The 26,167-nt window shown below is 62.6% G+C and carries 23 protein-coding genes and 2 tRNA genes; 3 read left to right on the top strand and 22 right to left on the bottom strand.

Going from position 1 to position 26,167, the window contains the following annotated elements:
• Positions 1-5 precede the first annotated feature (5 nt).
• A tRNA-Arg gene (locus tag AC1RRP_RS10705) sits at positions 6-82 on the bottom strand.
• A gap of 229 nt (positions 83-311) precedes the next feature.
• Between AC1RRP_RS10705 and AC1RRP_RS10700 the strand changes: the two genes are divergently transcribed.
• Both AC1RRP_RS10700 and AC1RRP_RS10695 read left to right on the top strand, forming a co-directional pair.
• On the top strand, positions 312-698 hold the full coding sequence (locus tag AC1RRP_RS10700; protein ID WP_493035947.1) for a TA system antitoxin ParD family protein: 387 nt from the start codon (positions 312-314) through the stop codon (positions 696-698).
• Between the two features lies 1 nt (position 699).
• Positions 700-1,335 carry an ATPase gene (locus AC1RRP_RS10695; RefSeq protein WP_493035945.1) on the top strand — a complete coding sequence of 212 codons (636 nt, stop codon included), beginning with the start codon at positions 700-702 and terminating at the stop codon, positions 1,333-1,335.
• A gap of 123 nt (positions 1,336-1,458) precedes the next feature.
• Here the strand turns inward: AC1RRP_RS10695 and AC1RRP_RS10690 are convergent, their stop codons facing one another.
• Together AC1RRP_RS10690 and AC1RRP_RS10685 are read right to left on the bottom strand one after the other, a co-directional pair.
• Positions 1,459-2,466 (bottom strand): Fic family protein, encoded by a 1,008-nt coding sequence (locus AC1RRP_RS10690; protein ID WP_493035943.1) that lies wholly within the window; start codon positions 2,464-2,466, stop codon positions 1,459-1,461.
• Positions 2,467-2,681: 215 nt separating this feature from the next.
• Positions 2,682-4,598 (bottom strand): FAD-dependent monooxygenase, encoded by a 1,917-nt coding sequence (locus tag AC1RRP_RS10685; RefSeq protein WP_493035941.1) that lies wholly within the window; start codon positions 4,596-4,598, stop codon positions 2,682-2,684.
• A 275-nt stretch (positions 4,599-4,873) separates the two neighbouring features.
• Between AC1RRP_RS10685 and AC1RRP_RS10680 the strand changes: the two genes are divergently transcribed.
• Complete coding sequence (locus AC1RRP_RS10680) at positions 4,874-6,736, top strand: 3'-5' exonuclease (protein WP_493035939.1); 1,863 nt, start codon at positions 4,874-4,876, stop codon at positions 6,734-6,736.
• 13 nt (positions 6,737-6,749) lie between these two features.
• On the opposite strand, the gene AC1RRP_RS10675 is transcribed toward AC1RRP_RS10680, so the two are convergent.
• The 19 genes from AC1RRP_RS10675 to AC1RRP_RS10585 all read right to left on the bottom strand — a co-directional run bounded on the left by AC1RRP_RS10675 (position 6,750) and on the right by AC1RRP_RS10585 (position 26,058).
• A complete protein-coding gene (locus tag AC1RRP_RS10675) occupies positions 6,750-7,280 on the bottom strand; it encodes an N-6 DNA methylase (protein WP_493035937.1) in 531 nt (176 codons plus the stop codon).
• Positions 7,169-8,248 carry an N-6 DNA methylase gene (locus AC1RRP_RS10670; RefSeq protein ID WP_493035935.1) on the bottom strand — a complete coding sequence of 360 codons (1,080 nt, stop codon included), beginning with the start codon at positions 8,246-8,248 and terminating at the stop codon, positions 7,169-7,171. Before AC1RRP_RS10670 ends, AC1RRP_RS10675 begins: the two co-directional genes overlap by 112 nt.
• On the bottom strand, positions 8,245-8,934 hold the full coding sequence (locus tag AC1RRP_RS10665; RefSeq protein ID WP_493035933.1) for a hypothetical protein: 690 nt from the start codon (positions 8,932-8,934) through the stop codon (positions 8,245-8,247). Before AC1RRP_RS10665 ends, AC1RRP_RS10670 begins: the two co-directional genes overlap by 4 nt.
• The gene (locus AC1RRP_RS10660; RefSeq protein WP_493035931.1) at positions 8,927-9,610 is read right to left on the bottom strand and encodes a hypothetical protein; all 684 of its coding nucleotides are present in this window, start codon (positions 9,608-9,610) and stop codon (positions 8,927-8,929) included. Before AC1RRP_RS10660 ends, AC1RRP_RS10665 begins: the two co-directional genes overlap by 8 nt.
• An 81-nt stretch (positions 9,611-9,691) precedes the next feature.
• Positions 9,692-10,387: a DUF4357 domain-containing protein gene (locus AC1RRP_RS10655; protein ID WP_493035929.1), complete on the bottom strand. Its 696-nt coding sequence runs from the start codon at positions 10,385-10,387 to the stop codon at positions 9,692-9,694.
• Positions 10,384-11,121 carry a hypothetical protein gene (locus tag AC1RRP_RS10650; protein WP_493035927.1) on the bottom strand — a complete coding sequence of 246 codons (738 nt, stop codon included), beginning with the start codon at positions 11,119-11,121 and terminating at the stop codon, positions 10,384-10,386. The genes AC1RRP_RS10655 and AC1RRP_RS10650 overlap by 4 nt, the downstream gene beginning before the upstream one ends.
• Positions 11,122-12,102: a 5'-nucleotidase gene (locus tag AC1RRP_RS10645; RefSeq protein WP_493035925.1), complete on the bottom strand. Its 981-nt coding sequence runs from the start codon at positions 12,100-12,102 to the stop codon at positions 11,122-11,124. It abuts the gene before it with no gap.
• Between the two features lie 9 nt (positions 12,103-12,111).
• The gene (locus AC1RRP_RS10640; protein ID WP_493035923.1) at positions 12,112-13,422 is read right to left on the bottom strand and encodes a restriction endonuclease subunit S; all 1,311 of its coding nucleotides are present in this window, start codon (positions 13,420-13,422) and stop codon (positions 12,112-12,114) included.
• Positions 13,419-16,196, bottom strand: a complete 2,778-nt coding sequence (locus tag AC1RRP_RS10635) for a type I restriction endonuclease subunit R (protein ID WP_493035921.1) — start codon at positions 16,194-16,196, stop codon at positions 13,419-13,421. The genes AC1RRP_RS10640 and AC1RRP_RS10635 overlap by 4 nt, the downstream gene beginning before the upstream one ends.
• Before the next feature lie 88 nt (positions 16,197-16,284).
• Positions 16,285-16,361: transfer RNA gene (locus tag AC1RRP_RS10630), tRNA-Pro, on the bottom strand.
• Between the two features lie 51 nt (positions 16,362-16,412).
• Positions 16,413-16,868, bottom strand: coding sequence for a MerR family transcriptional regulator (locus tag AC1RRP_RS10625; protein WP_493035919.1), 456 nt, complete (start codon positions 16,866-16,868; stop codon positions 16,413-16,415).
• Positions 16,869-17,105: 237 nt separating this feature from the next.
• Positions 17,106-17,516 (bottom strand): integration host factor subunit alpha, encoded by a 411-nt coding sequence (locus AC1RRP_RS10620; protein ID WP_493035917.1) that lies wholly within the window; start codon positions 17,514-17,516, stop codon positions 17,106-17,108.
• A complete protein-coding gene (pheT, locus tag AC1RRP_RS10615; protein WP_493035915.1) occupies positions 17,494-19,926 on the bottom strand; it encodes a phenylalanine--tRNA ligase subunit beta in 2,433 nt (810 codons plus the stop codon). The genes AC1RRP_RS10620 and pheT overlap by 23 nt, the downstream gene beginning before the upstream one ends.
• Before the next feature lie 19 nt (positions 19,927-19,945).
• Positions 19,946-21,082, bottom strand: a complete 1,137-nt coding sequence (locus AC1RRP_RS10610; RefSeq protein ID WP_493035913.1) for a phenylalanine--tRNA ligase subunit alpha — start codon at positions 21,080-21,082, stop codon at positions 19,946-19,948.
• A 176-nt stretch (positions 21,083-21,258) separates the two neighbouring features.
• Positions 21,259-21,618 (bottom strand): 50S ribosomal protein L20, encoded by a 360-nt coding sequence (gene rplT, locus AC1RRP_RS10605; RefSeq protein WP_174252392.1) that lies wholly within the window; start codon positions 21,616-21,618, stop codon positions 21,259-21,261.
• Positions 21,619-21,643: 25 nt separating this feature from the next.
• Positions 21,644-21,847: a 50S ribosomal protein L35 gene (rpmI, locus tag AC1RRP_RS10600; protein ID WP_057675808.1), complete on the bottom strand. Its 204-nt coding sequence runs from the start codon at positions 21,845-21,847 to the stop codon at positions 21,644-21,646.
• A gap of 218 nt (positions 21,848-22,065) precedes the next feature.
• Positions 22,066-22,662, bottom strand: coding sequence for a translation initiation factor IF-3 (infC, locus tag AC1RRP_RS10595; RefSeq protein WP_493036071.1), 597 nt, complete (start codon positions 22,660-22,662; stop codon positions 22,066-22,068).
• Between the two features lie 67 nt (positions 22,663-22,729).
• Positions 22,730-24,673 carry a threonine--tRNA ligase gene (thrS, locus tag AC1RRP_RS10590; protein WP_493035911.1) on the bottom strand — a complete coding sequence of 648 codons (1,944 nt, stop codon included), beginning with the start codon at positions 24,671-24,673 and terminating at the stop codon, positions 22,730-22,732.
• A gap of 284 nt (positions 24,674-24,957) precedes the next feature.
• Positions 24,958-26,058 (bottom strand): ketopantoate reductase family protein, encoded by a 1,101-nt coding sequence (locus tag AC1RRP_RS10585; RefSeq protein ID WP_493035908.1) that lies wholly within the window; start codon positions 26,056-26,058, stop codon positions 24,958-24,960.
• Positions 26,059-26,167: the final 109 nt, after the last annotated feature.

Below are 26,167 nucleotides of genomic sequence, written 5' to 3'. Positions count from 1 at the left end.
GGGATTGGCCAGCCCGGAGGGGATCGAACCCCCGACCCACAGCTTAGAAGGCTGTTGCTCTATCCAACTGAGCTACGGGCTGACGAGAAGAAATGTGGGTGGCGGATCATACCGCCCTGGCGCGCCCGCGCTGGCGCTGCCTTTACTCTGGGCTGCTTGTCCAGATCGTCCGCCTCAACTTGATGTCACCGTTTGTGATGTCAAGTCCATGAACGCATCCTGGCCCAGCTGAAATCACTTGAGGTCGCAAATTGCGACCTCAAGTGTCTAGCGCCATTATGGCGCATAATGCGCCAATCAGGAGCCGTACCATGACCACGCCCACCACCGGTTTTGCCTCTGTCAAACTCCCCGCCGCCCTGGTCGACCAGGCGCGCGAGGCCGCGCAGCCGCTGCGCCGCTCCGTGGCGGGCCAAGTGGAGTACTGGGCCACGCTGGGCCGCATCGTGGAGCACAGCGGGCTCACCGCGCAGGAGGCGCAGGCCGCCATTGCCCAGTACGAAGCCCGCCTGCATGACAGCCCCGCGCAGCGCCCGCGTGCCGTCGCCCCAAAAGCCAAGCCCGCCGGCTCGCAGGCCGACGCCCTGCTCGCCCGCTTCATGAGTGCCGAAGACGACGGCAGCCTGGCCCAGCGCGTGCGCGAGGTGGTGGCCGGCAACCGCCGCAAGGCCACCCCAGCCCGCAAAGCCAGCGCCTGACATGGCAACGGCCCGCGCCAGCGGCCCGCGGCGCAGCAAGAACAAACCCGTCTTCTACCTGCTGGCCGGCCCCAACGGCGCCGGCAAGACCACCCTGTACCACGCACTGGTACTGGCTGGTGTCATCCCCGCCGAGGCCGAGTTCGTCAACGCCGACCTCTACGAAGCCACCCATCTGCAGCACATCAGCGATGCGCAGTCGCGCTCCCGAGAAGCGCAGCGCTGGGCCGAGGCCCGGCGCGCCGAGCTGCTGCAAGCCGGCCACTCCTTTGTCAGCGAAACCGTGTTCTCGCACGAGTCCAAGTTGGCACTGATCGCCGAGGCCCAGGCGCAGGGTTTTTTCGTCATGCTGCTGGTGGTGGCGCTGGACGAGCCCGAGCGCCTGCTGGAGCGCGTGGCCCAGCGTGTGCGCGAAGGCGGCCACACCGTGCCGCCCACGCGCATCCTGGCGCGCTACCCGCGTACCCTCGGCCACCTGGTGCAGGCCGTGCGCACGGCCGACGCCGCCGTGCTCTACGACAGCCAGGACGTCACGCCCGGCACGCACACCGCCGTGGCCCTGTGCAAGAAGGACTGGACGCAAGAACTGGTGCAGCCCCTGCCCGCCTGGGCCCAGCGCGTGCTTTGGGGGCATTAAAGCCCCCTGCGCCCTCATCTCTCAACTCAATCTTCTCGGCACACAGGCACCTCTGCAATCCCGTGGCTACACGCGCCACGCGCTGGCGGGGTCGATGTGTTCGGCACGGGATTTCCGCCTCGTTCATGAATTTTTCAAGACATAGCGGCCAGTCTTGTTGCCGCCCACCTTCTCCACCACACCCGCGTCCAGCAAGGGGCGCAGCAAGTCCATCGCGCCTTGCCTGGAAACGCCAAGCGCCGCCCAGATGTCAGCGGGCGCCATACCACCGTGATCGCGCAGCAGATGCAAAAGCTGCTCCTGCCGGGGGCGCAACACCAGTTTCTCGGTGGACTTGACCTGCAAGGTCTGTATCCGCAGCCAGGCTCGCTCCAACGTTTGCCGCAAGCCAGCCGCACAGTATTCGAGCCAGGCGCTCATGTCCTCGCCGGCCTCGCGCACGCTTTGCAGTGCCGCGTAATAGGCGGGCCGGTCTTCCCAGTAATATTCGTCTACTGAAAAAATGTGGTGTGTGTCAAAGCCGCGCCGGTACAGCTCCCACAAAGCCAGCGCCCGGCCAGTACGGCCGTTGCCGTCGGCAAACGGGTGGATGGCCTCGAAGCGGTAATGCAGGATGGCCGAGCTAAGCACCGGTGACAGCTTCTTGGCTGCCGTGTTCCACCACTCCAGCAGCTCGAACATCAGACCCGACACGGCATCCGCCGGCGGCGGGCGGTAGGCCCCCACCCGCACGGCGATCATGCGGTACTTGCCGGCCTCACCCTGGTCCATCACTTGACCAGCCAGGATGCGATGCAGCTCCAGCACGTCCGCATGGCCTATCTTCTTTTTGGCTGCATGCTTTTCCACGTAGCGCAGCCCGGCAAAGTAGTTGAGGACCTCGCGCTTGGCCCGCACGCCAGGCGTGGAAAGCTCGCGCCCCTCCTCCAGTGCGCGCACCTGCTCCAGCGTCAGCGGGTTGCCCTCGATGGCTGTGGAGGCGTGCACATTGCGTGTGCGGGTGTCCTTCTGCAGGGCCGGCACCCAGGCCAGATCCACCACCGCGCCCTGTATCCGCTCACGCAAGGCTGCCACCTGCTCGACCTCAGTCAGCAGCGCCGGGGTGATGGTGAATTGCGGGACATACGCCATGGCCGCAGGCTAAATGACTGTCAAGCATAAGTCAAGTTATGCGTCAAGCCAGCCTGGATGCGGGTGAGGACGTGTCGATTTTTCCGCATTTCATCGACACGTTGCAGCGATATGTCGATGGCTTCGACACGCTCAGCCCGAACGGAACAGCGGGCTTGGCGGCCACAAGCAAAAGGCGGGCACTCAGCCCGCCTTCTGTTCAGAGGAACGCCCGCTCAGTTCGCCACCAAGAACCCCGCAAAAAAGGCCGCCAGCTCCTGGTGCGCATCCAGCGGCAGCACGTGGGCCACGTACTGGTCGGGGCGCACCACCACCATGCAGCCCTGATCGCGGTTGATGCCGCGCATGTCGAAAATGTCGCCGAGGCCCTTGTGGTCCACGCAGAAGACTTTTTCGTGGTCTTGCAGGCCCAGCTGGCCGGTCCTGGGCTTGAGCAGGGACGGCATCTTCTCGTAGGCCAGCTGGTCGAAGGTCTGCTGGAACACGGCGCGGAAGTCGATCACCGCGTCGATGTCTTCACCCTTGCGTGTGTGCCTGACCACCGGGGAATCGGCCCCGGTCTCCAGCCAATCCGCGAGCTTGTGGATGGCCGAGACGGTATCGGTACCGTCCGCCTTGCCGGCAAAGGCGTAGATGCGCCAGCGCGCATCGGCTTCGGCCACATGGCCCAGCTGCATCTGCATGGCGTCCGACACGCGCACCACGGGCGCCGAGTGGAAGCGGCGGCCAATCTCCTCCCCGGTCGCGAGCGACTGATGCTTGCCGGCCGCGAACAGCGAGGACGGGTCGTACTTCACCGCGATGCCGCCCGTGAACGGCAGGTTCTCCTTGAACTGGCGAATGATGCGCGGCTCCTCAAGCCCTTCCCGCTCGGCCTGGGTGGTGGGGGCCGACATGACCCGCGCCCACTTGTGGTCCGTCTCCACCAGACGCTTGGCCTCGGTCAGCCGCTCTTTGGAATAGCTGCGCAGCAGGCTGGGGGCGGAGCGGCCCTGCAGCACGTGCACCAGCTTCCAGCCCAGGTTGAAGGTGTCCTGCATCGAGACGTTCATGCCCTGCCCCGCCTTGGGGCTGTGGGTGTGGCAGGCGTCCCCCGCGGTGAACACGCGCGGGTTGCGGTCCACACCCGCGGGTACGTCATCGAACTTGTCGGTGATGGCGTGGCCGATGTCGTAGATGGACCACCAGACGATCTCCTTCACCTCGATGGTGTAGGGCTGCAGGATGCGGTTGGCCGCCGCAATCATGTCGTGCTGCGTGAGCTTGCGCTGCGCGGCCTTCTCGTCGGGCCGCAGCTTGTCCATCTCCACGTACATGCGGAACAGGTAGCTGCCCTCGCGCGGCAGGATCAACAGATTGCCTTCGTTGGCCGAAGAGATCAGGCACTTCTGCCGCACGTCCGGGAAATCGGTGTTGGCCAGGATGTCCATCACGCCCCAGGCTTGGTGCGCGGCGTCCCCCTTCAGCTCACCGCCGATGGCCTTGCGCACGGCCGAATGCGCGCCGTCGCAGCCCACCACGTAGTTGGCCCGCACGGTGCGGGTGCCCCCCCAGTTCAAGCCACTGGCGTCTTTCAGGGTCACGGTCACGGGGTGGTCATCGGTGGTGCTGTCCACCGTCAGGCCCACGATCTCCCAGCTGTAGTCCGGCTCCAGGCGCGACGGAGAGTTTTTCATGACCTCCAGAAACAGCTCGTGCAGCCGCGCCTGGTTGATCAAGATGTGCGGCATCTCCGAGCTGTCGTCGGCCACGTCCTGCACCCGGCCCACGCGCCGGATGTGGGCGGGGTTCTTCGGGTCCGGCATCCAGAAATTGGTCTGGTTGACCCAGTAGGTCTCGCGCTTGACCTTGTCGGCAAAGCCGAAGGCCTGGAACATCTCCATGGAGCGCGTGTTGATGCCGTCGGCCTTGCCCTTGATGATGTTGCTGGGCATGCGCTCGACGATCATCGTCTCGATCTCCGGGAACTGCGCCAGCTGAGCCGCCAGGCACAGCCCCGCCGGGCCGGTGCCGGCAATCAGCACATCCACCTTTTCCGGCAACGGCTCGTTGAGGCCCCGGTTACGCCGGTTCGGCGCGGCGGGCTTGACGTCGGGGTTGCCACCCCGGAAGCCATTCTTATAAAACTGCATCGTTATCTCCAAAAACTGAACAAGAGTACCGACGATTCGGCTTGCGTTCGACAGGCTCTATTTGAGTCGCCGAATTCAATAATAGTAAGTATGCATACTAATTTGATGGACGTCAACCCAGTCATGAATTCGGGTTTACCCGCAGCGGAATATGGCGTAAAGCCTGCGACGGCCAAGTCGCTCGATAGAATGAAACAAACACGGGCCGGCGCCGATCTGACACACGCATCGAGCCCTACCGGCCATAGCGCCGAACACAGGGAGTGTGCAAAACCATGGCCATCTTTCCCCAGGGCCTCACCAACATCGACAGGCGCTGCGCCAACGCCGGCGAACGCGCCGTGCTGCACCAACTCAAGCGCTGCCTGTCGGATGACTACATGGTCTGGCACAACGTGCCCATCGGCCCCAAGGCCCGGCAGCCCGACTTCGTCATCCTCAGCCCACGCCGTGGTCTGCTGATCCTGGAAGTCAAGCACTGGGCTTGGGGCACCTTGCTCGGCTTCAACCGCGACAGCGTCGAACTCAGGCTGGAAGACGGCCCCAGGACTATACCCCACCCCCTGTCCCAAGCCCGCGGCTACGCCATGGAACTCAACAACGTGCTGGAGGCTGACCCTGCGCTGCAGCAAGAGCAAGACCCCTTCAAAGGCAAATCACGTGTGCCCTATGGCTGGGGTTGTGTGCTCTCCAACATCCGACACAAGCAGATCGAGAGCCTGGACTTCGCCGATGTCTTCCCCGAGGCCAAGACCTTGCTACGCGACGACTTGGCTGAAGACATCCTCCCTGAGGAATTTGAGCAAATGCTTTGGGGCATGTACGCCGGCTGGTCCTCGCAGCCCCTCACCCTGCCCCAACGCGACCGCGTGCGCTGGCACCTCTTCCCCGAGGTGCGGGTGCAACAAGGCACCTTGTTCAACGGCAAGGACAGCCCGCAAGGCGCCCAGCTCCCCGATCTGCTGCAAGTGATGGACCTTCAGCAGGAGCAGATCGCCCGAACCCTGGGCGAAGGCCACCGGGTGATCCACGGCGTGGCCGGCTCTGGCAAAACCATGATCCTGGTCTTCCGCGCCCAACAACTGGCTGCCGCTGCGCGGCCCGACCAGCCCATCCTGGTGCTCTGCTACAACCGCACGCTGGCCCAGCGCATCACCACGCTGCTGCGCGAACGAGGTGTCGACGAAAACCTTGTTGTGGTCCGTACCTTCCACGCGTGGTGCCAGGACATGGTCCGCGCCTATCAGCTGGACGCACCCACGGACTTGCAAGGAGACGCCTATTGGCAAGCCCTGGTCCACGCCGTCAATCGTGCCGTCCAAACCGGCCTGGTCCCCGGCGGCCAGTACCTGGCCCTACTGATCGACGAAGCGCATGACTTTGACGAGACTTGGCTGCAGATGGCCGCCCGCATGGTCAACCCCGCCAGCAATTCCCTGCTGGTGCTCTATGACGACGCCCAGTCGATCTACCAGAGGCAACGCCGCAAGTTCAGCTTTGCCAGCGTGGGCATTCAGGCCCAGGGGCGCACCAGCGTGCTCAAGCTCAACTACCGCAACACCGCCGAAGTCTTGGCCCTGGCCATGCAGTGCGCGGCCCATCTGGTGGCCGAGCGGCCGGAATCCGAAGACACCGTCCAGACCGTGCACCCCGCCACGGCCGGCCGGCGCGGCCCCTTGCCAGTCTTGATCGAGGCTGCCAACTCAGCCGAAGAAGCTGAGCTCATTGCCGAGCGGATTGCCAAGGCTGTAGCTGAAGGCAAGTCGCTGAACGACATCGCCGTGCTCTTTCGTACCCGCATCCGCATCGACGGCGTCGGCCGTGCCCTGCAGCGCAAAGGCATCGCCGTTCAGGCCATGCAGGCGCAAGGCGCCACACGTTTTGACTGGTCCAGGCCCAGCGTGAAGCTCATCACCATGCACAGCGCCAAGGGCTTGGAGTTCCCCCTGGTCTTCATCGCTGGGCTCGACAGCATGCCCTGGAAAGACGAGCCGCTGGAGGAAGAGGTACGCCTGCTCTACGTGGGCATGACCCGATCGACGCATGAACTTGTGCTGACGACCGCAGGCCACTCGCCCATCGTGCAGCGCGTGAAAAACTCGCTCGAAGCCGTGTCGCAGCAATTCGCCCACACTTGAGGCCGCACACCGCTCAATCGTCGGCTGCTTCCGGCTGCAGATCGCTGGCAATCAGCTTGAATTGCTCCAGCGCCGCCTGCAGATCCTCCACGATCTCCTGCGCAATCACCTCCGGCGGTGGCAGGTTGTCGCTGTCGGCGAGTGATTCGTCCTTGAGCCAGAAGATGTCCAGGCTGGCCTTGTCGCGCGCCACCAGCTCGTCGTAGCTGTAGGCGCGCCAGCGCCCTTCCGGGTTCTCTGCATTCCAGGTCGGCTTGCGTTTCTGGCGCTGGCTCACCTTGTACAGCTCCACAAACTCGTCCAGGTCTGCGCGCTGCAGTGGGTTGGTCTTCAGCGTGAAATGCTTGTTGGTCCGCAGGTCGTAAATCCAGAGCTGCTTGGTCCATGGCGTTTCGCTCGCCGGCTTCTTGTCGAAGAACAGCACATTGGCCTTCACACCCTGGGCGTAGAACAGGCCCGTGGGCAGGCGCAGCAGGGTATGCAGATCGCATTCATGCAGCAGCTTGCGGCGAATGGTCTCACCCGCCCCGCCTTCAAACAGCACGTTGTCCGGCAACACCACGGCCGCGCGGCCATGGGTGGCCAGCAGGGTCTTGTGTGCTGTACAAAGTTGAGTTGCTTGTTGCTGGTGGTAGCCCAGAAGTCGTCACGCTCGATGGTGTCCTTCTCGGTGCTGGTGCGGCCGTCTTCGCCCACAATCACCGTGCTGCTCTTCTTGCCAAAGGGCGGGTTGGCCAGCACCACCTCAAAGCGCTCGCCCGGGTCAGCCGCCAGCGCATCGCCCACCACCACCGGCACCGATTTCTCGGAGCCAATGCCGTGCAGCAGCAAGTTCATGGCGCACACCCGCGCCGTGGCGTGCACCAGTTCGTAACCGGTGAAGGCTTTTTCCTTCAAGTGCTTGAGCTGGTCACGCGTGAGGTTCTTGTTGTGCGCCACCATGTAGTTGTGCGCCGCAAACAGAAAGCCGCCCGTGCCGCAGGCCGGGTCGGTGATGCGCTCGCCCGGCTGCGGCGCAATGCAGTCCACCATGGCCTGGATCAGCGCGCGCGGCGTGAAGTACTGGCCGGCGCCGCTCTTGGTGTCTTGCGCGTTTTTCTCCAGCAGGCCCTCGTAGGCATCGCCCTTCACGTCGGCGCCCAGGATGGTCCAGGTCTCGGCGTCGATCAGGTCCACGATTACGCGGCGCAGCTTGGCCGGGTCCTGGAACTTGTTTTGCGCCTTGCCGAAGATCAGGCCCAGCGTGCCCTTCTGCTGGCCCAGCGCCTCCAGCACGTGGCGGTAATGGTCAAACAGCGCATCGCCGTCCTTGGCCAGCAAAGAGGGCCAGGAGTAGGCCCCGGGCACGATGCTGGCCTGGTTGTGCGGCGGCTGGGCGCGCTCGTCGGCCATCTTGAGGAACAGCAGATAGGTCAGCTGCTCCACGTAGTCGCCATAGCTCATGCCGTCGTCGCGCAGCACATTGCAGTAGTTCCAGAGTTTCTGGACGAGGGTGTTGGTCGTGGCGTTCATAGTGTTCTCAGTTCGGCGAATTGTTGCAATCGCGCGCGCACCAGCGGCTCGCGGTTGGGCTGACTCAAGAGGCCGCCCAGTGCGTTGCCGAAATCCGGGTGGTCGAAAAGTCTGAGGACACATGCCGCCACATGACTGCGAACATCCTCAGCTGAAGCAGATAGCTCCGCGACCAGCTCCGCTCTTCCTTCCACCACGGTGAGTATGTCTTCCAGATCGTGGCTGGCATACACGTCATTGTTGCCGCGGTCGTTAAAGGCTTCAAACTTGGTTGCCAAGAAGTAGGGAGCTGCGAGGTGCCGCAGCTTCATTCCCGGCGCAAGCTCGGCTTGTACAGCGGCGTCGAACCCTGGGCGGTACCAGCGGTTGGCGAAGCCCAGCACTTTTTCATCCAGCGGCACCAGGTCCAGCTGCATGCGGTTCCAGTACCAGCGAAATGGCGGTGTGTTGTCTGCCATCGTTTGTTTGAAGCCGCGCTGCATCAACTCTTCTGCCAAGGCGTGGTAGCCCACCAGTGTCGCAACCTCCACGATTGCGTCTACATCTTCTGTGGCTCGCACATTGAGTAGCGCAGGATCATTTATCAACAAACCCGTGGCACAGCCCCCCACAAAAACCACCCGATCACACAGCGGCCCCAAGGCCTGTGCCATGCCCATCAACATGGCAAGGTTCGGATTAGCCATACACGGGGCCCTTTACCTTTTTTGGTGTCGACGGATCGATGAGCGCCTGCAGTCGCTCCAGCGCCATGCCGCGCTCACGGGCGCGGCCTACGCGAATGGCATCAAACAAGGCCAGCATTTCGTAGAGCCTCGCGTCCTGCATGGCGGCAAAGGGCACGCTGGGGTGCAACGGTTCTACCCCAACGCCCCGCACAGTGCCATTGGGGTGCGGCCATACGTAGTCCTCCGAGCCCGGCGCGAATACACCCGCAAAGGCAGGCGCACTGTGGCTGGTAGGCACCCCTATGGTCGATGGCGTTTTGTCTGCGGCGAAGGCGTACCTGGCACCGTGCAGCGCAAACTCCGCCAACTGCTTTGAATGAGGGCGTACCGGGTTGTCAGCCGTGGCAGGTTTACCCTGCGCAACTTGGCTGCGTGTAGCCGCGACACTCGAGCGCTTTTGCCGGGCAACGCGGTAAATGGCTGTTGGCTCTTGCACGGCGAGAGCGGCCGGTGCCGAGTCCAATGCCTGGTAGTTATGCACCAGCAGCCCCGCCTGCAGGCCCCTCTTGACGCAGGCGTGCGCCTCCGAGGCGCTCAGGCCCAATTCCTGCGCCAGCCGCGCATACGTCCAGCGCAGATCGCCCCAGGCAACAAGCTTGAGGGCGACCAGGAAGTCTTGAGGTTTGAGCTGCATTTACATTCAATATTCGCAAATCGCGAATGTTGAATGTAAATCAAATCAACCCATCTTGCAAGCAGATCCGGCGAACTTTGCTCATTTGCGCAACTCACCCAGCGGCACCCAGGCGGCGCCCTTCTTGTAGTGCCAGAAACGCCAACCGTTGGCGGCGCGGCCCACCACGGCCTTGGCAGCGGCGGAAGGCGAGGCATGGAGTTCGCCGCCGTAGGACACATAACCGTCCTTGCGCAGCGAAGCCAGGTAGAGCTGGCCCTTGTAGTCAGCCCGCAGCCGGATCAGCCGGTCCACGGAACCCGCCAGCACCACCGAACCTTTGGCCGAGGCCGCCTTCTTGCGCCGGCGGTTGCGGGCCAGCACACCGCCCGGCAGGCGGGCGCGTTCGTCGGCCTGTTGCTCGGACACCTGGCGGTTCAGTTCCTTCTTCAGGTCCTGCGCACCCGGCAGCTTGCCCTGCACCCGGTTGCCCTTGGGGTTGATGATGCGCAGCAACAGCGACTCGAAGGGCTTGATGTGCTCACCCTTGCTGGTGAGATAGACGCTGAAGCGGTTCCACTTGCCAGCGTGGCGGTCTTTCAAGTGATGGTTGACCCGCCCCATCAGGTTGGAGGCCAAACCCACGTAGTACAGGCTCTCGTTCTTGTACAGCGCATAGACACCGGCATGCCCCTTGATCATGCCGCGCACGATGGCGCGGAAATGTTCGCTGGCGAGGACATCGCCACCGACGCGTTCCAAGTACTCACTGACCAGTTTGTCTTTTGCGCTCTTCATGTCTCCTCCAATTTCTGAGGGGCCGACAACGGAAAAAGCTGATTCACCAGATCCGCCACAATTTCAAACGTCCCCAGCACTGCGGCATGAAGACTGGAGCTGCCGTGCGCGTATGTATTTCGAATATAGGGCAACGTTTCTTCAAGAACCTTCAGCGCGTCATGCACGTAGTCTTCAGGAATGGTTTTGATGTCAGAAAGGTCGTACTCCATCTCCGACAGACCGCGAGCCTCCATCTCTCGGCTAACGTCCATCGAGACCCGCTGACGAGCACGCACAAGCGCCGCGCGCTCATACGAGCGCAAGCCATCGTTAGAGAGCAGTTGCTCAGCTTTGGCCTTCTGAATCAACACCAGCAAACCAGGCGAACGATTTCGGTCGGGGCCAAACATCTGCGGAAACCCAGGCTTCAAGCGCTCGCACAGGGCAAACTCCAATGTGATCAGGGCATATTGCTCAGCAACTGGAAAAAACCGATAGACAAACCATGCATAGAGATACAGGTTTCTCGCCGTCTCAAAGTGCACGCGAACGTCATATGGCACCGACTCCTCAAGCGAGAACTCACCAATAGACTGATAGCGCTCTTCGAGCGTGACCATCGAAACTGAACCATCTGATCGGAAGACGGAAGTCGTAGCAGTTCTACGATCCGGCAGCAGCGCTTCATGCGGCTTTCGTAACAGGTCGGCACCGCTAACTTGCTGATGCCCCTTCATGCTGAAAGAGTTCATTTATTCCTTGACCTCCGGTGCGTACGCACCATCCGGTGGCAAGTTTGCAAGTAGATCTACATTCGTGACACCAAATGGAATCAGTATCGATGGCACTGCCTGCGACGCTGGCTCAAGATGAGAAATCTGGTCATCAAAGAAAATGTGTGGCTTGAGGACTTCAAGGACTCTCTTCTTCTCTATTCCGCCCATCAAGAACAATTCGGCGGCATTCATCCCCCAAGAATTCAGAGTCGTGACGACTCGCTCATTTGATGGTGCATTTCTTGCCGTTACGATCGCGACCCTCAATGCGGGCTTGTAGCCGGGCTGGGCCGCTTCACGCTGAGCTTCCAGCTTCTGGAAAAATCCAATTTTTGTGAACAGGTCCTTCAATGGGCCAGGTTCATGCGGCAAATTGACGTTCTCTGCCTCATGCTGATGGAATAGGTCTAGGCTCTTGTGCTCTTGATAGACCTTCTCTGATTTGTCATCAGCCAACACCCCGTCGAAGTCAAAAGCAATTCGCAACTCATGATCAGTCTCATCATCCACAGCGCTTGTGGGCATGATCAACCCTGCCGGCAATCCAGCCCTGACTGCATTGACAACATCTGGACGATGCGCGCTCAAGAAAATGGACGCGTTGAATGCATCTATATAGGGGTAGGGGCTTTGCCCAGACAAGAAAGCCCCCCGCGAAATATCCAGTCCATAGTGCTTGCAAGACCGAAAGAACCTCTGCCCAGCGTCTGCACTACTGCGCGAAAGAACTACGACCTCTACAGGGATCTGTTTGGGATAGAGTTCATTTAACCTGAGCAAACGGCTGACAAAAGGGAAAGCGACTCCTTTTGCGAGTGGCTCGTCAAGACGTTCCATCTGATACTGACGATAAGCCTCAGTTCCTTTGGAATCGAAAATCTCGTTGGCCTCCTCCAAATGGAAGACCGCGCGGCTTGAAACCGCAACGACAAGCTTCTTCTCAATTGGGTAAGGCATAGACGTCTATCAGACAGAAAAGCTTTTGCTCAATACGGCTTGCCGTAGTGCTTGCGCACGCCGGAGGTTGGCATCGACCTCGACTTCTACTCCACGGACGATGGACAGGCGCCGATCGACTTCGGCAACGATGCGGACTTGCTCTGCCTGCGGGGGCAATCCAAAAGTGATCGCCGAAATTGTGGGGGCATTCAAATTCTGCCGGCCAACACCTGCCCCGCCCCCGGTGAGTCTTGCTTGTCCCTCTGGGCTCTTTAAAAACATGAGCAAGAACTTTCTTGAATACTCATCAAGGCGCAGTCGAATCTGAATCAGATAGGCACCTGGGATTGCATCCACATCGTCTTCAAATAGCGCAACTGTTCCCAAGCTACCAGTACGTGTCACTAGTAAATCTCCAAGAGCAACGCGATACTTTTCCAAGTCTTTAGCGAAGAGATCAATTCTCGGAGCCGTACTGGTGTCTACACGACCTGACTCATCGATATCCGTTGTTCGCAAAACAAAAACGCCTGTGTCTGAATACGCGTCGCTGGAAAAGCGAGGTCCATAAAATGAGAACTCAGAGATTCGACCAATTGAAGTTTTAGCCCAACCCTCCGGGCAATCGGCCTGTTCACTCGAGGTAGGCGACCTGTTCTTAGTGGTTTCGATCGACGACTCGCTTCCGAGAATCCGCAGCAAAAGCTGCTCGCCAGTCTCGTAGCTGCGGCCTTCCCGGCGGGCGAGTTCGGCTTCGGTTTCGACGAGGCGGCCTTCGACGGCGGCTTTGAGGATGGCGGCTTTGTAGCGTTTGAGGTTGGCTTTGACGCGCTGGAGGTTGGCAACGGCTTCGTCGAGGCGGGAGAACTGCTTCTCGATTTCGGCGACGATGCGCCGCTGCTCATCAATGCTTGGAACGGGAAGGTCAAACGCCCTAACGTCCTTCGGACGAACCGCGGGATACAAGGCTCCTTGCACCACCGCCGACATTTCCTCGATAAACCGGCGAGTCTGTACACCGTAAAACATCCATTTAGGAAGTGCATCTCCTTTAGAGCGGAGTACGTGAAATCCCGTTGAACCGATTGCGCCATCCAATTCATCGGGGACAAGCGCAACAGCATTCAAATTCGGGCGAGTCATTGACACCAGAACGTCACCGGAGCGCAGCCGCTGCTTTGCCCGACTTGGCGCCTCAGCTACAGGCAACCGCTTCGGAACAACTATCCGCTTAGACTGGTTGTCGATGCTGCCGATATCGACGTAAATGAACTCTCCAGGAGCATTGGGGCCTCCCTGCTCGACCTTATCGTGTGTCAAACCGCCGAGCGCAGTCACGCCGCCAACTCCCGATTCAATTCCTCAATCACCTTGGGCAACTGCGCGCCAAAGAGCTGATGCACCTTGCCCAGCCCGCCTTCCTGTGCGAACTTGCCCAACTCAAAATCTTCCATTTCGATTCCAAGATTGGCCGCAATGTGGTCGGCGATCAACTCCAGCCAGTGCTGTTGTTCAGCCGTAAAGGGCTTGCCGCTAGCCTGTTGTTGCTGCGCCAGCCAAGCCTTGAAGTTGGCCTGCACGCGCTCGGGGTAAGGCACCAATTCGTTGTCTTGCTGCATGGCAAAGCGCACCAGGCTCACCAGGTCCGTCAGCAACCTTCTCTGGCTGGCGCCCTTGACCTTGCTCTTGTTGATGGCCGCGTAGGCCTGCCAGAGGGCGCTTTCGTCCAGCAGGTGCGGCGGGGCGTGCAGGGCATCGGCCAGGGCCTTGATGTCTTCAAACTTCAAGGGTGCGCGCGTGGGCCGGTTGTAGAGGATTTGCAGGGCGGTGATTTCGTCTTTGTGTTGCGCGATGAAGGCCTCGAAGCTCTGCACCAGATCTTTGGCGCGGTCTGAGCCTTCGGCAAAACCCGCAGAGATCAGGCTGTCGCTCGTGACCGTGTCTACCACGAGGTCGGCCTTTTGCCGCAGTTGCAAGATGAGCTCGCGCAGCTTGGGGTTGCTGAAAGGTTTAGCGGCTTGGTGCAGGCGCTCTTCGGCCTCGGCGGGCGGCATGTCTAAGGTGGGGTCGATGTTGAGCGCGGCCACGATGCCGCGCGCCAGGCTCTGCAGGGTGTGGCCGCCGCTGGCCTCATGGATCTTGGCGTGGTCGGCCTCGCCCAGGTCGCGGTCCAGCCGGGCCAGGCGCGCGGCCACGCTGCTGAGCACTTCGTCTTCCACGTTCCCTAAGGCCACGGCCTGCAAGAGCTTGTCCAGCGGCACGCTCTTTTTCTGGTCCATGGGGCGGCTGTCGGTCTTGTCGCGTTCGCACACGCCCACGGCGTCGACGATGACGAAATGGTCTTTGCGCACGCCATTGCCGGGGTTCACGGCGGCCAGGTCGGTGGGGTTGCAGATGCGCACACCCCGGCCTTTCATCTGCTCGAAGAAGCTGCGGCTTTTGACGCTGCGCATGAAGACGACAATTTCCACGGGCTTGATGTCGGTGCCGGTGGCGATCATGTCCACGGTGACGGCCACGCGCGGGTAGTAGGCGGTGCGAAAGTCCTTGATGAGCTGCTCGGGCGTGGTGCCCGTCGTGCGGTAGGTGATCTTCTGCGCAAACTCGTTGCCGCGGCCAAACTCTTCGCGCAGGATCTGCACAATGGCTTCGGCGTGGTTGTCGTCCTTGGCGAAGACCAGGGTCTTGGGCAGCTCTTCGCGCTGAGGGAACAGGTCCACACGCCATTGGTCGCGCAGGGTGCGCACCACGGTGCGGATCTGGTCGGGCGTTTGCACGGCGCGGTCCAGCTCGGCGGGGTCGTATTCAAAGTCTTCGTCCAGCTGCCAGGCAGCGCGGCGGCGGGTGGCGCGGTCCATGGTTTCGAGCCAGTAACCTTTGTCCACCTTGGCACCCTGCTCGCCCACCTCGGTCTTGATGCGGTAGACGTTGTAGTTGACGTTCACGCCGTCGGCCACGGCCTGGGCGTGGCCGTATTCCATGACGAGGTTCTGATTGAAGAAGCCGAAGGTCTGCTTGTTGGGCGTAGCGGTGAGGCCGATGAGGTGGGCGTCGAAGTACTCCAGCACCTGACGCCAGAGGTTGTAGATGCTGCGATGGGCTTCGTCGGTGACGACGATGTCAAAAGTCTCGATGGGGATACGCGGGTTGTAGCGGATGGGCTCGGGGTCTTTGAACAGCTCTTCCAGGCCGGCGGTGCTTTCTTCGTCGGCGGCTTCGTCGAGCGGGCGGCCTTTGAGCATGCTGAACATGCGCTGGATGGTGCAGATGACCACGCGCGCGCTGTTGTCGAGCTGGTTGCTTTGCAGGTGCTGGACGATGTATTCCTCGCCGAACTTGAAGTTGTTGTGCGGCGAGGCGTAGGCGTCAAACTCTTTTTTGGTCTGGCGCGCCAGGTTGCCACGGTCCACCAGAAAGAGCACGCGCCGCGCGCCGGCAAACTTGATGAGGCGGTAGATGAAGCTGATGCTGGTGAAGGTCTTGCCGCTGCCGGTGGCCATCTGGATCAGGGCGCGCGGCTTGTTGGCGGCCAGGCTTTTTTCCAGATTGGTGACGGCCTGGATCTGCGCGGGCCAGAGCTGGTAGTGCGCGCCACCGGCGCCCCACTCTGTCACCAGCGGGGGCATGTGCTGCAGGCGGGCGAGGAAGGTGCCGGGCTCTTCTTGCACCGATCCGGAAGCCGCCTGCGCCGGCAAATAGCTCAACCACTGGGCCAGCAGCTCGGGGCGATAGAAGGCAAAGATGCCACGGGCGCGGGGCTGCGGGTCCAGGCCGTTGGTGAAATGGGTTTCGACGCCCGTGGATTCAAAGAGAAAGGGCAAGGGCCTGCGCCAGGCCGGCAGCGCAGCCGGCAGGCCCTGCGCATAGCGGGCGGACTGCACTTCCACGCCCGTGAGGGTGGCGCCCTCTTTCTTGGCCTCGATGACGCCGCAGGCCTTGCCGTTCACATAGAGCAGGTAGTCAGCAAAGCCGTGGCCGGTGTTGAGGGGGAATTCGCGAATCGCGACGCCGGAGGTGGCGTGGATGTCTGCGTCGGCTATGCCGCAGACGTGCCAGCCGGCTGCAGTGAGCAGCGCGTCGATGTTCTGGCGGGCGCGGGCTTCTGGCGTCATTGTTCTCCTCTGTGGCGCATTCTAGGGGCAGCGACCCAAAAGAAAAACGCCGCCAGTGTTTCCACTAGCGGCGTTTCCATTTATCGATTGGTCGGTGTGAAAGGATTCGAACCTTCGACCCCTTGCACCCCATGCAAGTGCGCTACCAGGCTGCGCCACACACCGATCGAGCCTTGAATTATACCCGGAGAAAACGGGCTTCCCGCCCTGCCCGGCTCAGAAACTGCCGGCGAGCAGGTCGCGGATTTCGGTGAGTTCGCGTTTGACCAGGTGCAGCTTGTCGTTGGCGGCGGGGTCTTCGTCTTCCACCAGCTGGCTCTCGCTGAAGTCGTCCAGGTCGGCCGGTTCGTTCATCTCCAGCACTTCCACGCCGTCGAGCATGACCTCGCCGGCGCGCTTCTTGTCGCGTTCGGCGTGCAGCAGTTCCTGCATCTTGTTGCGGGCGCCGCTGATGGTGAAGCCCTGGTCGTAGAGCAGGTCGCGGATGCGGCGGATCATCAGCACCTCGTGGTGCTGGTAATAACGGCGGTTGCCGCGCCGCTTCATGGGGCGCAGCTGGGTGAACTCCTGCTCCCAATACCGTAGCACGTGAGGCTTGACGCCACACAGGTCGCCGACCTCACCGATGGTGAAGTAGCGTTTGGCAGGGATGGGTGGAAGCGCTTTCTCCATTGAAATCAATGTGATAGGAGAGAAAGCTGCAAGGTTACTCTAAGTGGTGGACAGATGCAAAGCCTGTCGGCTGTTTTTTCGAAAAACAGCGCTTTTCGGGGTTTCGGGGTGCAGGAAAGCTGCGGTTTGTGCACCGCAACAGGGCTGCGGCAGCGGTTTGGCACCGCTGAAAACCGGGGGCGGTATGGGAGCCTGATCTGTTCACGACAGGCTCAGCCCGAACGGAGAAAACAGGACTCAGGCGGCGGCGCGGGCCGGCTGGCCGCCTTGCTCCTGGATCTGTTCCTTGAGCTTGTGGCTGGCGTGGAAGGTGACGACGCGGCGCGCCTCGATGGGGATGGCTTCGCCGGTGCGCGGGTTGCGGCCGGGGCGCGGGGCCTTGGTGCGGATCTGGAAGTTGCCGAAGCCCGAGATCTTGACGTCGTTGCCATTGACCAGGCTGTCGGCGATCAGGTCGAAGAAGGCGTCGATCATGTCCTTGGACTCGCGCTTGTTCAGACCGATCTGCTCGAACAGCAGTTCAGCCAGCTGCGCCTTGGTCAGCGCGGGGGTTTCCAGACTTTCGACCGTGATTTCCATAGTGATTCCGCCGTCTCGATTGTTTTCGTGTTCTCGCGTATCCCGTTCAGGCCCGCAGGCGCGCGGCAACCTGCTTCTGCAGGGTGGCCAGCACGGCCTGCACGGCCGACTCGATCTGCTCTTCGGTCAGCGTGGCCTCGTCGCTGTTGAGGGTGAGGCGCACGGCCAGGCTCTTATCGCCCTCGGCCAGGCCGGCCGAGGCTGCCCCCGGCTTGGCCCGGTAGACGTCAAACAATACCGCATTTCGCAGCAGGCCCTGGGTGGGGGCAACCCCGATAGCCTGCATCAGCGCCGCGTGGGTCACGCCCTCGGCCACGATGACGGCCAGGTCGCGCTCCACCGCCTGGAACTTGCTCATGGCGCGCAGGGCCGGCACTTCGCGGGCCAGCACGGCGTCGAGTTCCAGCTCGAACAGCACCGGGGCCTGGGCCAGCTCGTAGCCCTGGCGCCAGCGCGGGTGCAGCTCGCCCACATAGCCGATGGGCTTGCCGTCCAGCAGCACACGGGCGCAGCGGCCGGGGTGCATGGCCGGGTGCTCGGCGGCTTCAAACACGGGCTGGCGCGGGGCCAGCAGGGCTTGCACGTCGCCCTTGGCATCAAAAAAGTCGACGTTGCGGTCTTTGCCGCCCCACTGCAGGGTGTCCACGCCGCCCAGGGCCAGGCCGGCCACGCGCATGGGCTGGGCAAAACCGGCCACGCTGCTGTCGCTGTCGGGCACGCTGGCATCACGCAGGAAGACGCGGCCCAGCTCGAACACACGCACGCGCTCGGCCTTGCGGTCCAGGTTGAACTTGAGCACCTGCAGCAGCGAGCCCAGCAGCGTGGAGCGCATCACGCCCATCTGGCTGGCGATGGGGTTCATGAGCTTGATGGGCCTGGGGTTGCCGGCCAGCTCGTGTTCCCAGCGTTCGTCCACGAAGCTGTAGTTGATGGTTTCCTGGTAACCCAGCGCGGCCAGCTGGCGGCGCACGGCATAGGGGCTGCGCTGCGACTCACTGCGCAGCTTGGGCACCACGGGGGCCAGCGGCGGGGTGTGGGGCAGATGGTCGTAGCCCACCAGGCGCGCCACTTCTTCGATGAGGTCTTCTTCGATCTGCAGGTCGAAGCGGTACAGCGGCGGCATCACTGTGAGGGTCCCCTGCCCCTCCGTGACGGGCAGGCCGAGGCGCTTGAGCGCATCGGCGCACTGCGCCTGCGTGAGCGGCATGCCAATGACCTTGGCCGCACGCGCCACGCGCAGCGTCACGCTCTGACTCACGGGCATCTTGACTTGGTGGTCGTCGATGGGGCCACAGGCGGTGGCCGGCGTGCCGCAGATGTCGACGATGAGCTGGGTGATGCGCTCGATGTGCTCCACGGTCAGCTCGGGGTTCACACCACGCTCGAAGCGGTGGCCGGCGTCGGTGGCGAAGTTGTAGCGGCGCGAACGGCCGGCAATGGCGCGGGGCCACCAGAAGGCGGCTTCCACATACACGTGCTGGGTGTCGTCGGACACGGCAGTGGCGTCGCCGCCCATGATGCCGGCCAGGGACTCCAGCGCCTGGTCGTCGGCGATCACGCCGACTTCACCGTCCACGGTGACGGTGTTGCCGTTGAGCAGCTTGAGCTGTTCGCCCGGCTGGCCCCAGCGCACGTCCAGCGTGCCGTGGATCTTGTCCAGGTCGAAGATGTGGCTCGGGCGGCCGAACTCGAACATCACGTAGTTGGAGATGTCCACCAGCGCGGTCACGCTGCGCTGGCCGCAGCGGGCCAGGCGGTCCACCATCCACTGCGGGGTGGCGGCTTTGGTGTTGACGTTGCGCACGATGCGGCCGGAGAAGCGGCCGCAGAGGTCGGGCGCGCTGATCTTCACGGGCTGCTTGTCGGCCAACTTGGCGGCCACGGGCGGGAAGGCCGGGGCCTGGAGGGGCGCGCCGGTGAGCGCGGCCACTTCACGCGCCACGCCGTAGACGGACAGGCAGTGCGCGAGGTTGGGCGTGAGCTTCAAGGTGAAAAGCGTGTCGTCCAGGTTCAGCACCTGGCGGATGTCCTGGCCGATGGGCGCGTCGGCCGCCAGCTCCAACAGGCCGCCGTGGTCTTCGGACAGTTTCAGCTCGCGGGCCGAGCACAGCATGCCCTGGCTTTCCACGCCGCGCAGCTTGCCCAGCTTGATGAGGAAAGGTTTGCCATCTTCACCGGGCGGCAGCTCGGCACCCACCAGGGCGCAGGGCACCCGGATGCCCACGCGCGCATTGGGTGCGCCGCAGACGATGTTGAGCAAGGCGCCCTGCCCCACGTCCACCTGGCACACGCGCAGGCGGTCGGCGTTGGGGTGTTGCACGGCCTCCTTGATTTCACCGACGACGATCTTGGTGAAAGGCGGTGCCACGGGGCGCAGCTCTTCCACCTCCAGACCGGCCATGGTCAGCGTGTCGGCCAGTTGCTGGGTGGAGAGCGGCGGGTTGCAGAATTCGCGCAGCCAGGATTCGGGGAATTGCATCTTCTTGTTCTCGGCTGAATTACTTGAACTGGCTCAGGAAACGGATGTCGCCGTCGAAGAACAGGCGCAGGTCGTTGACGCCATAGCGCAGCATGGTGAAGCGGTCCATGCCCATGCCGAAGGCGAAGCCTATGTATTTCTCGGGGTCCAGGCCCATATTGCGCACCACGTTCGGGTGCACCTGGCCGGAGCCGGCCACTTCCAGCCAGCGGCCGGCCAGCGGGCCGCTCTGGAACCGGATGTCGATCTCGGCGCTGGGCTCGGTGAAGGGGAAGAAGCTGGGGCGGAAGCGCAGCACCAGGTCGTCGCTCTCGAAGAAGGTGCGGCAGAACTCGGTGAAGACGTACTTGAGGTCCTTGAAGCTCACGTTCTCGCCGATCCACAGGCCTTCGCACTGGTGGAACATGGGCGAGTGGGTGGCGTCGCTGTCCACACGGTAGGTACGGCCGGGGCAAATGACGCGTATCTCGGGCATACCATCAAGGCCCCCACGCTCCCCCGCTGCGCGTGGGTCGCTGCCCCCCGAGGGGGCGCTCGCCACTTGGGGCGGCCCGGCGTGGCTCAGCCCAGCGTCCATCAGCGCTTTGTAACGCTTGACGTGCTGCAGCGCATGGCGCACCTGCACCGGGCTGGTGTGCGTGCGCAGCAGGTTGGGCGCCTTGGCGGAACCACCTTCCACGTAGAAGGTGTCGTGCATGGAGCGGGCGGGATGGTCTTCAGGCGTGTTGAGCGCGGTGAAGTTGTACCAGTCGGCCTCGATCTCGGGGCCCTGGGCCACTTCGAAACCCATGGAGCCGAAGATGGACTCGATGCGCTCCATGGTCAGGCTCACGGGGTGCAGGCCGCCGTTGCCGCGGATGCGGCCGGGCAAGGACACGTCCAAGGCCTCGGACTGCAGCTGCTTGTTCAGCTCGGCATCGGCCAGGGCCTGGCGGCGCGCGTTGAGCGCGGCCTCGACGGCCTGCTTGGCCACGTTGATGGCGGCGCCGCGGCTCTTCTTTTCTTCCACGCTCAGCGCGGCCATGCCCTTCATGAGCTCGGTGATGCTGCCGGTCTTGCCCAGGAAGCGCGCCTTGGCGTTTTCCAGGTCGGCCGGGGTGGCGGCCTGGTCGAAGGCGGTCTTGGCGCTGGTGACGATGGCGTCCAACTCGTTCATGTGTTCTTGTCCGTTGGGTACAAAGTGATCGGGGCAGCGCAGCCCGGCAATGGCTTTTGGCTGCGCTCTCCGGATCGCCCTGTGCAATGAAAAAGGGCCAAAGCTCTATGCAAGCTTCGGCCCTCTTGTCTTGTGCATGAGGCCTGCCACTTTGGGCAGCGGGCCCGGCGTGAAGATCAGGCAGCCAGCTTGGCCTTGACTTTCTCCACGATGCCGGCAAAAGCCGTCATGTCGTGCACGGCGATGTCGGCCAGCACCTTGCGATCGATCTCGATCTGGGCCTTCTTCAGGCCGTTGGCGAACTGGCTGTAGGTCATGCCGCACTGACGGGCTGCCGCGTTGATACGGGCAATCCACAGCTGACGGAAGACACGCTTCTTGGTACGGCGGTCACGGTAGGCATATTGCCCGGCCTTCATCACCGCTTCTTTGGCGATGCGGAAGACGTTACCGCGGCGACCGCGGAAGCCCTTGGCGAGGGCGAGAACTTTTTTATGGCGGGCGCGAGCCGTTACACCACGTTTGACGCGAGGCATGTGATTACTCCTTGTTCGTCGTTAATTAAATGCCTTGGCCGGGCAGCATCTGTGCCATGTGACCCATATTGGTCGCATGCACAGCGGTGGAACCCCGCAGGTGGCGTTTGTTCTTGGTGGTCTTCTTGGTCAGGATGTGACGCTTGAAGGCTTGGCCGCGCTTGACGGTACCACCGGGACGAACGCGGAAGCGTTTCTTCGCCGCGCTCTTGGTCTTCATCTTGGGCATATTCATGCTCCTATTACTTGTGCTCGTGAGGCGTCTGGAAACCTTTTCCAGCCTTGTAGGCCCCGAGCCACTTCTTGAAGTGGCGAGTTCAAAACCCGCCACTTGTCGGGCCAAGGGTTGCCCCTCTGCCCTCGCCGCGGGTGTGACCCCGCTGCGTTTCGGGAAAGCTTGCACCTTCCCGGCATTTCCTGCCGGTTCTGCAACCCGCAGGAAAAAACTTAACCCTGTGCTGCCTCGGTGGCAGCCTTGGGCGCCGCAGCGCCACCGGCCTTTTTCTTGCCCGGCGCGATCATCATGATCATCTGCCGGCCTTCCAGCTTGGGGAACTGCTCGACCACGATCAGATCCGCCAGATCGGCGCGCATGCGGTCCAGCATGGCCATGCCGATCTCCTGGTGCGTGATCTCGCGACCACGGAAGCGCAAGGTAATCTTGCACTTGTCACCTTCTTCCAAGAAGCGCTTGATGTTGCGCAACTTGATGTTGTAGTCACCATCGTCGGTACCGGGCCGGAACTTGATTTCCTTGACCTCGATGACCTTCTGCTTCGATTTCGCCTCGGCAGCCTTCTTCTGTTCCTGGAACTTGAACTTGCCGTAGTCCATCAGGCGGCAGACGGGAGGATTCGCAGTGGCCACTGTTTCGATCAGGTCCACATCCATCTCGCCTGCCAAACGCAGGGCCTCCGTCAGGCTCACCACCCCCATGGGCTCGTTCTCAGGGCCGGAAATCCGGACCTCGGTGGCCATGATTTCACGGTTCAGGCGGTGCTTGCGCTCTTCGCGCTGGCGACGATCACGAAATTCAGTAGCGATGGTTCAATTCCTTAAAACTTTGCCCTCACAGGGCTGAGACCGCCAGGGTACGCGCCAAAAGCCCGACTCACTGCCCCTGCGGGGCCGTTTCGACTGACTTGTGAGCGATGTCGTCCGCGATGATTTGCACAAAGGCTTCGAGGGACATCACACCGAGGTCTTTGTTACCCCGGGCACGCACTGCGACGGCACCGGCTGCTTTCTCCTTGTCGCCCGCGACGAGGATGTAAGGCAGCTTCTGCATCGAATGCTCGCGTATTTTATACGTAATTTTCTCGTTGCGCAGGTCTGTCTGGACCCTAAGTTCTTGATTTGGCAACGATTTCTTCAGTTTTTGGGCGATTTCCAGGCAGTAATCGGCCTGCGCGTCGGTGATATTGAGCACCGAAACCTGCACCGGGGCCAGCCAGGTGGGCAGTGCGCCGGCGTGTTCCTCGACCAGAATCCCGATGAAACGCTCCAGGCTGCCCAGGATGGCGCGGTGCAGCATGACGGGGCGGTGGCGGTTGCCGTCCTCCCCCACGTACTCGGCGTCCAGGCGCTCGGGCATGGAGAAATCGACCTGGATGGTGCCGCACTGCCAGTGGCGGCCGATGGCGTCCTTCAGGGTGTACTCGATCTTGGGGCCGTAGAAGGCACCGTCACCCGGGGAGATCTCGAAGTCGCAGTTGGCGGCCTTCAGGCTCTCCATCAAGGCGGCCTCGGCCTTGTCCCACAAGGCGTCGGCACCGATGCGCTGGGCCGGGCGGGTGGCGACCTTGTAGATGATGTCGGTGAAGCCGAAGTCCTTGTAGACCTTCTGCAGCAGGGCCGTGAAGTTGACGCACTCGACCAGGATCTGGTCTTCGGTGCAGAAGATGTGGCCGTCGTCCTGCGTGAAGCCGCGCACGCGCATGATGCCGTGCAGGCCGCCGGTGGGTTCGTTGCGGTGGCACTGGCCGAATTCGCCGAAGCGCAAGGGCAGCTCGCGGTAGCTCTTGATGCCCTGCTTGAAGATCAGGATGTGGCCCGGGCAGTTCATGGGCTTCAGGGCGTAGTCGCGCTTTTCACTCTCGGTGGTGAACATGTTCTCGCGGTACTTGTCCCAGTGGCCGGTCTTCTCCCACAGGGCCTTGTCCAGGATCTGCGGGCCCTTGACTTCCTGGTAGCCGTTGTCGCGGTAGACGCGGCGCATGTACTGCTCCACCTCCTGCCAGACCGTCCAGCCCTTGGGGTGCCAGAACACGGTGCCGGGCGAATGCTCGTCCAGGTGGAACAGGTCGAGTTCGCGGCCGAGTTTGCGGTGGTCGCGCTTTTCGGCCTCTTCGAGCATGGTGAGGTACTGCTGCAGCTCTTCCTTGCTGGCCCAGGCGGTGCCGTAGACGCGTTGCAGCATCTCGTTGCGGTGGTCGCCGCGCCAGTAGGCCCCGGCCACCTTCATGAGCTTGAAGTGCTTGAGCTTGCCGGTGCTGGGCACGTGCGGGCCGCGGCAAAGGTCTTCGAACTTGCCTTCGCGGTAGAGGCTGACGTCTTCATTGGCCGGGATGCTGGCGATGATCTCGGCCTTGTAGTGCTCGCCCAGGCCCTTGAAGTAGGCCACGGCCTCGTCGCGGGGCAGCACGCGGCGCACCACGGGCTCGTCCTTGGCGGCGAGTTCGGCCATCTTCTTCTCGATGGCGGCCAGGTCTTCCGGCGTGAAGGGACGCTTGTAGGAGAAGTCGTAGAAGAAGCCGTGCTCGATGACCGGGCCGATGGTGACCTGGGCATCGGGGAACAGCTCCTTGACGGCATAGGCCAGCAGGTGGGCGGTGGAGTGGCGGATGACTTCCAGGCCATCGGCGTCCTTGGCGGTGATGATGGACAGGGGACTGTCGGCGGTGATCTGGTAGCTGGTGTCCACCACCTTGCCGTTGACCTTGCCCGCCAGTGCGGCCTTGGCCAGGCCGGCGCCGATGGAGGCCGCCACTTCGGCCACGGTGACCGGGCCGGGGAAATCGCGTTTGGAACCGTCGGGTAGCGTGATCTGAACCATATCTCTCACTCGCAGAAAATGAAAAAGGCGCGGTAGTGACCGCGCCTTGTTTTGAATGTGACAGCACCTGCGCCCGGGGGCGCGCGGACTAGCAACCCCTGTGGCGTTTCTCGCTGGCGGTGGTAGTTCGCGGTGTCATAACCAGGGTGCCTTTCTCGCTCTTGTGAACGGACGCTGGGTCCACAGCCCTCATTCTAACCGAGGCCTCAGACGACAACGCCAGGGGGCTCGCCCCCTGGCGTTGCGCAACCGTCGGGAAACAGAGGCCGAGGCGACCCCGCCGCTCAGGCGGCGACCGCCTCAGCCGCTTTTTTTGCGGCGGCCGCCTTGCGGTTGCGGTCCAGCCAGCCGTTGACCACCTTGACGGTCTCGTTGACGGAGTCGTTGCTCAGGCCCTGCTGCTCGGCCACCAGCTTGACCAGCAGGTCGATGCGCTCGATGTCGGTGGCACCGGCCGCCAGGGCGCGGGCACCCGAGGACGGCTTGAGCAGGCCCTGGCCGGCAGCGGCGTATTTGTCGAAAGGCACCATGTCGTCGGGCTGGGCACCCAGCTGGACGCACAGGTCCACCACCCAGGCGTAGACCTGGCGCGACTGCTCGAGGTTGCCATGCACGGCGTCCTTGATGGCGCGCATGCCGTCGGCCTGCACGCAGCGGTAGTTGCCGGTGAGCAGCATGGCCCACTTGGCCAGCGGCACGAAGATGGAGTCATGCACCTTGAGCTTGACCGGGATGTCCAGCACTTCGCCGTCCACGGTCAGGCGGGCGGCGGTGATGTCGGCTTCCATCTGCTCGAGCATGGCGGTGTGCGCCGGGTTCTCGAAACGGGCGGCCTTGAAGTTGGTGGGCAGGCCGACCTGCAGCACGTTGGGCTGCTCTTCCGGCGGACGGAAGGCTTGCGGATCGGGGCTGCACAGGGTCATGAGGCCGGGCTCGAAATCCTCCCAGACGCTGGCGTCGTGGTAGCAGGCGCGCAAGGCGCTGGCGTCCAGGCCGGGGATGCGGGCCAGATAAGGCAGCGGGGGCATGTTCATGATGGACATGCAGGGCACCTTGGCCAGGGCGATGGCCTTCATCAACTCACGCATGCCGGGGGCGCTGTACTGCGGCTCCTGCATGGCCAGGCAGACCAGGTCGTACTGCTCGGCCTTGGCCTGCGAGGGAGAGACCGCGTCGAGCTTGCCGGGCAGCTGGCGCGAGTCGATCTCGACCAGGCCTTCGCGGCCCTTGACCGGCATGCGCACGCGGGTGCCTTCGCGGTTGATCAGCTCGGCGGTCTCGCGACGGCACACCAGACTGACCGAGTGCCCTGCCATGAGCAGCTTGCTGGCGAGCAAGGAGCCATAAGAGGCGCCCAGGATCAGGATGTTGTATTTCTTGCTCATGATGATTGATGCCCTTGCGGGTCCGTAGTTTTAGAAATCGTTTCAGCAGGGGCTGCCTGAGGGGGAGAGCCAGGCAACCGGCTTGGTATGGCGCAAATATATAAACAGC

This window comes from Hylemonella sp. GW821-FHT12C09, from assembly GCF_058807395.1.
This window is presented reverse-complemented; position numbering and strand designations above follow the sequence as displayed.

Coding starts and splice junctions, on each gene's coding strand:
- AC1RRP_RS10700 (WP_493035947.1), top strand. CDS start 312: ATGACCACGCCCACCACCGGTTTTGCCTCTGTCAAACTCCCCGCCGCC.
- AC1RRP_RS10695 (WP_493035945.1), top strand. CDS start 700: ATGGCAACGGCCCGCGCCAGCGGCCCGCGGCGCAGCAAGAACAAACCC.
- AC1RRP_RS10690 (WP_493035943.1), bottom strand. CDS start 2,466: ATGGCGTATGTCCCGCAATTCACCATCACCCCGGCGCTGCTGACTGAG.
- AC1RRP_RS10685 (WP_493035941.1), bottom strand. CDS start 4,598: ATGCAGTTTTATAAGAATGGCTTCCGGGGTGGCAACCCCGACGTCAAG.
- AC1RRP_RS10680 (WP_493035939.1), top strand. CDS start 4,874: ATGGCCATCTTTCCCCAGGGCCTCACCAACATCGACAGGCGCTGCGCC.
- AC1RRP_RS10670 (WP_493035935.1), bottom strand. CDS start 8,248: ATGAACGCCACGACCAACACCCTCGTCCAGAAACTCTGGAACTACTGC.
- AC1RRP_RS10665 (WP_493035933.1), bottom strand. CDS start 8,934: ATGGCTAATCCGAACCTTGCCATGTTGATGGGCATGGCACAGGCCTTG.
- AC1RRP_RS10660 (WP_493035931.1), bottom strand. CDS start 9,610: ATGCAGCTCAAACCTCAAGACTTCCTGGTCGCCCTCAAGCTTGTTGCC.
- AC1RRP_RS10655 (WP_493035929.1), bottom strand. CDS start 10,387: ATGAAGAGCGCAAAAGACAAACTGGTCAGTGAGTACTTGGAACGCGTC.
- AC1RRP_RS10650 (WP_493035927.1), bottom strand. CDS start 11,121: ATGAACTCTTTCAGCATGAAGGGGCATCAGCAAGTTAGCGGTGCCGAC.
- AC1RRP_RS10645 (WP_493035925.1), bottom strand. CDS start 12,102: ATGCCTTACCCAATTGAGAAGAAGCTTGTCGTTGCGGTTTCAAGCCGC.
- AC1RRP_RS10635 (WP_493035921.1), bottom strand. CDS start 16,196: ATGACGCCAGAAGCCCGCGCCCGCCAGAACATCGACGCGCTGCTCACT.
- AC1RRP_RS10625 (WP_493035919.1), bottom strand. CDS start 16,868: ATGGAGAAAGCGCTTCCACCCATCCCTGCCAAACGCTACTTCACCATC.
- pheT (WP_493035915.1), bottom strand. CDS start 19,926: ATGCAATTCCCCGAATCCTGGCTGCGCGAATTCTGCAACCCGCCGCTC.
- AC1RRP_RS10610 (WP_493035913.1), bottom strand. CDS start 21,082: ATGAACGAGTTGGACGCCATCGTCACCAGCGCCAAGACCGCCTTCGAC.
- rplT (WP_174252392.1), bottom strand. CDS start 21,618: ATGCCTCGCGTCAAACGTGGTGTAACGGCTCGCGCCCGCCATAAAAAA.
- rpmI (WP_057675808.1), bottom strand. CDS start 21,847: ATGCCCAAGATGAAGACCAAGAGCGCGGCGAAGAAACGCTTCCGCGTT.
- thrS (WP_493035911.1), bottom strand. CDS start 24,673: ATGGTTCAGATCACGCTACCCGACGGTTCCAAACGCGATTTCCCCGGC.
- AC1RRP_RS10585 (WP_493035908.1), bottom strand. CDS start 26,058: ATGAGCAAGAAATACAACATCCTGATCCTGGGCGCCTCTTATGGCTCC.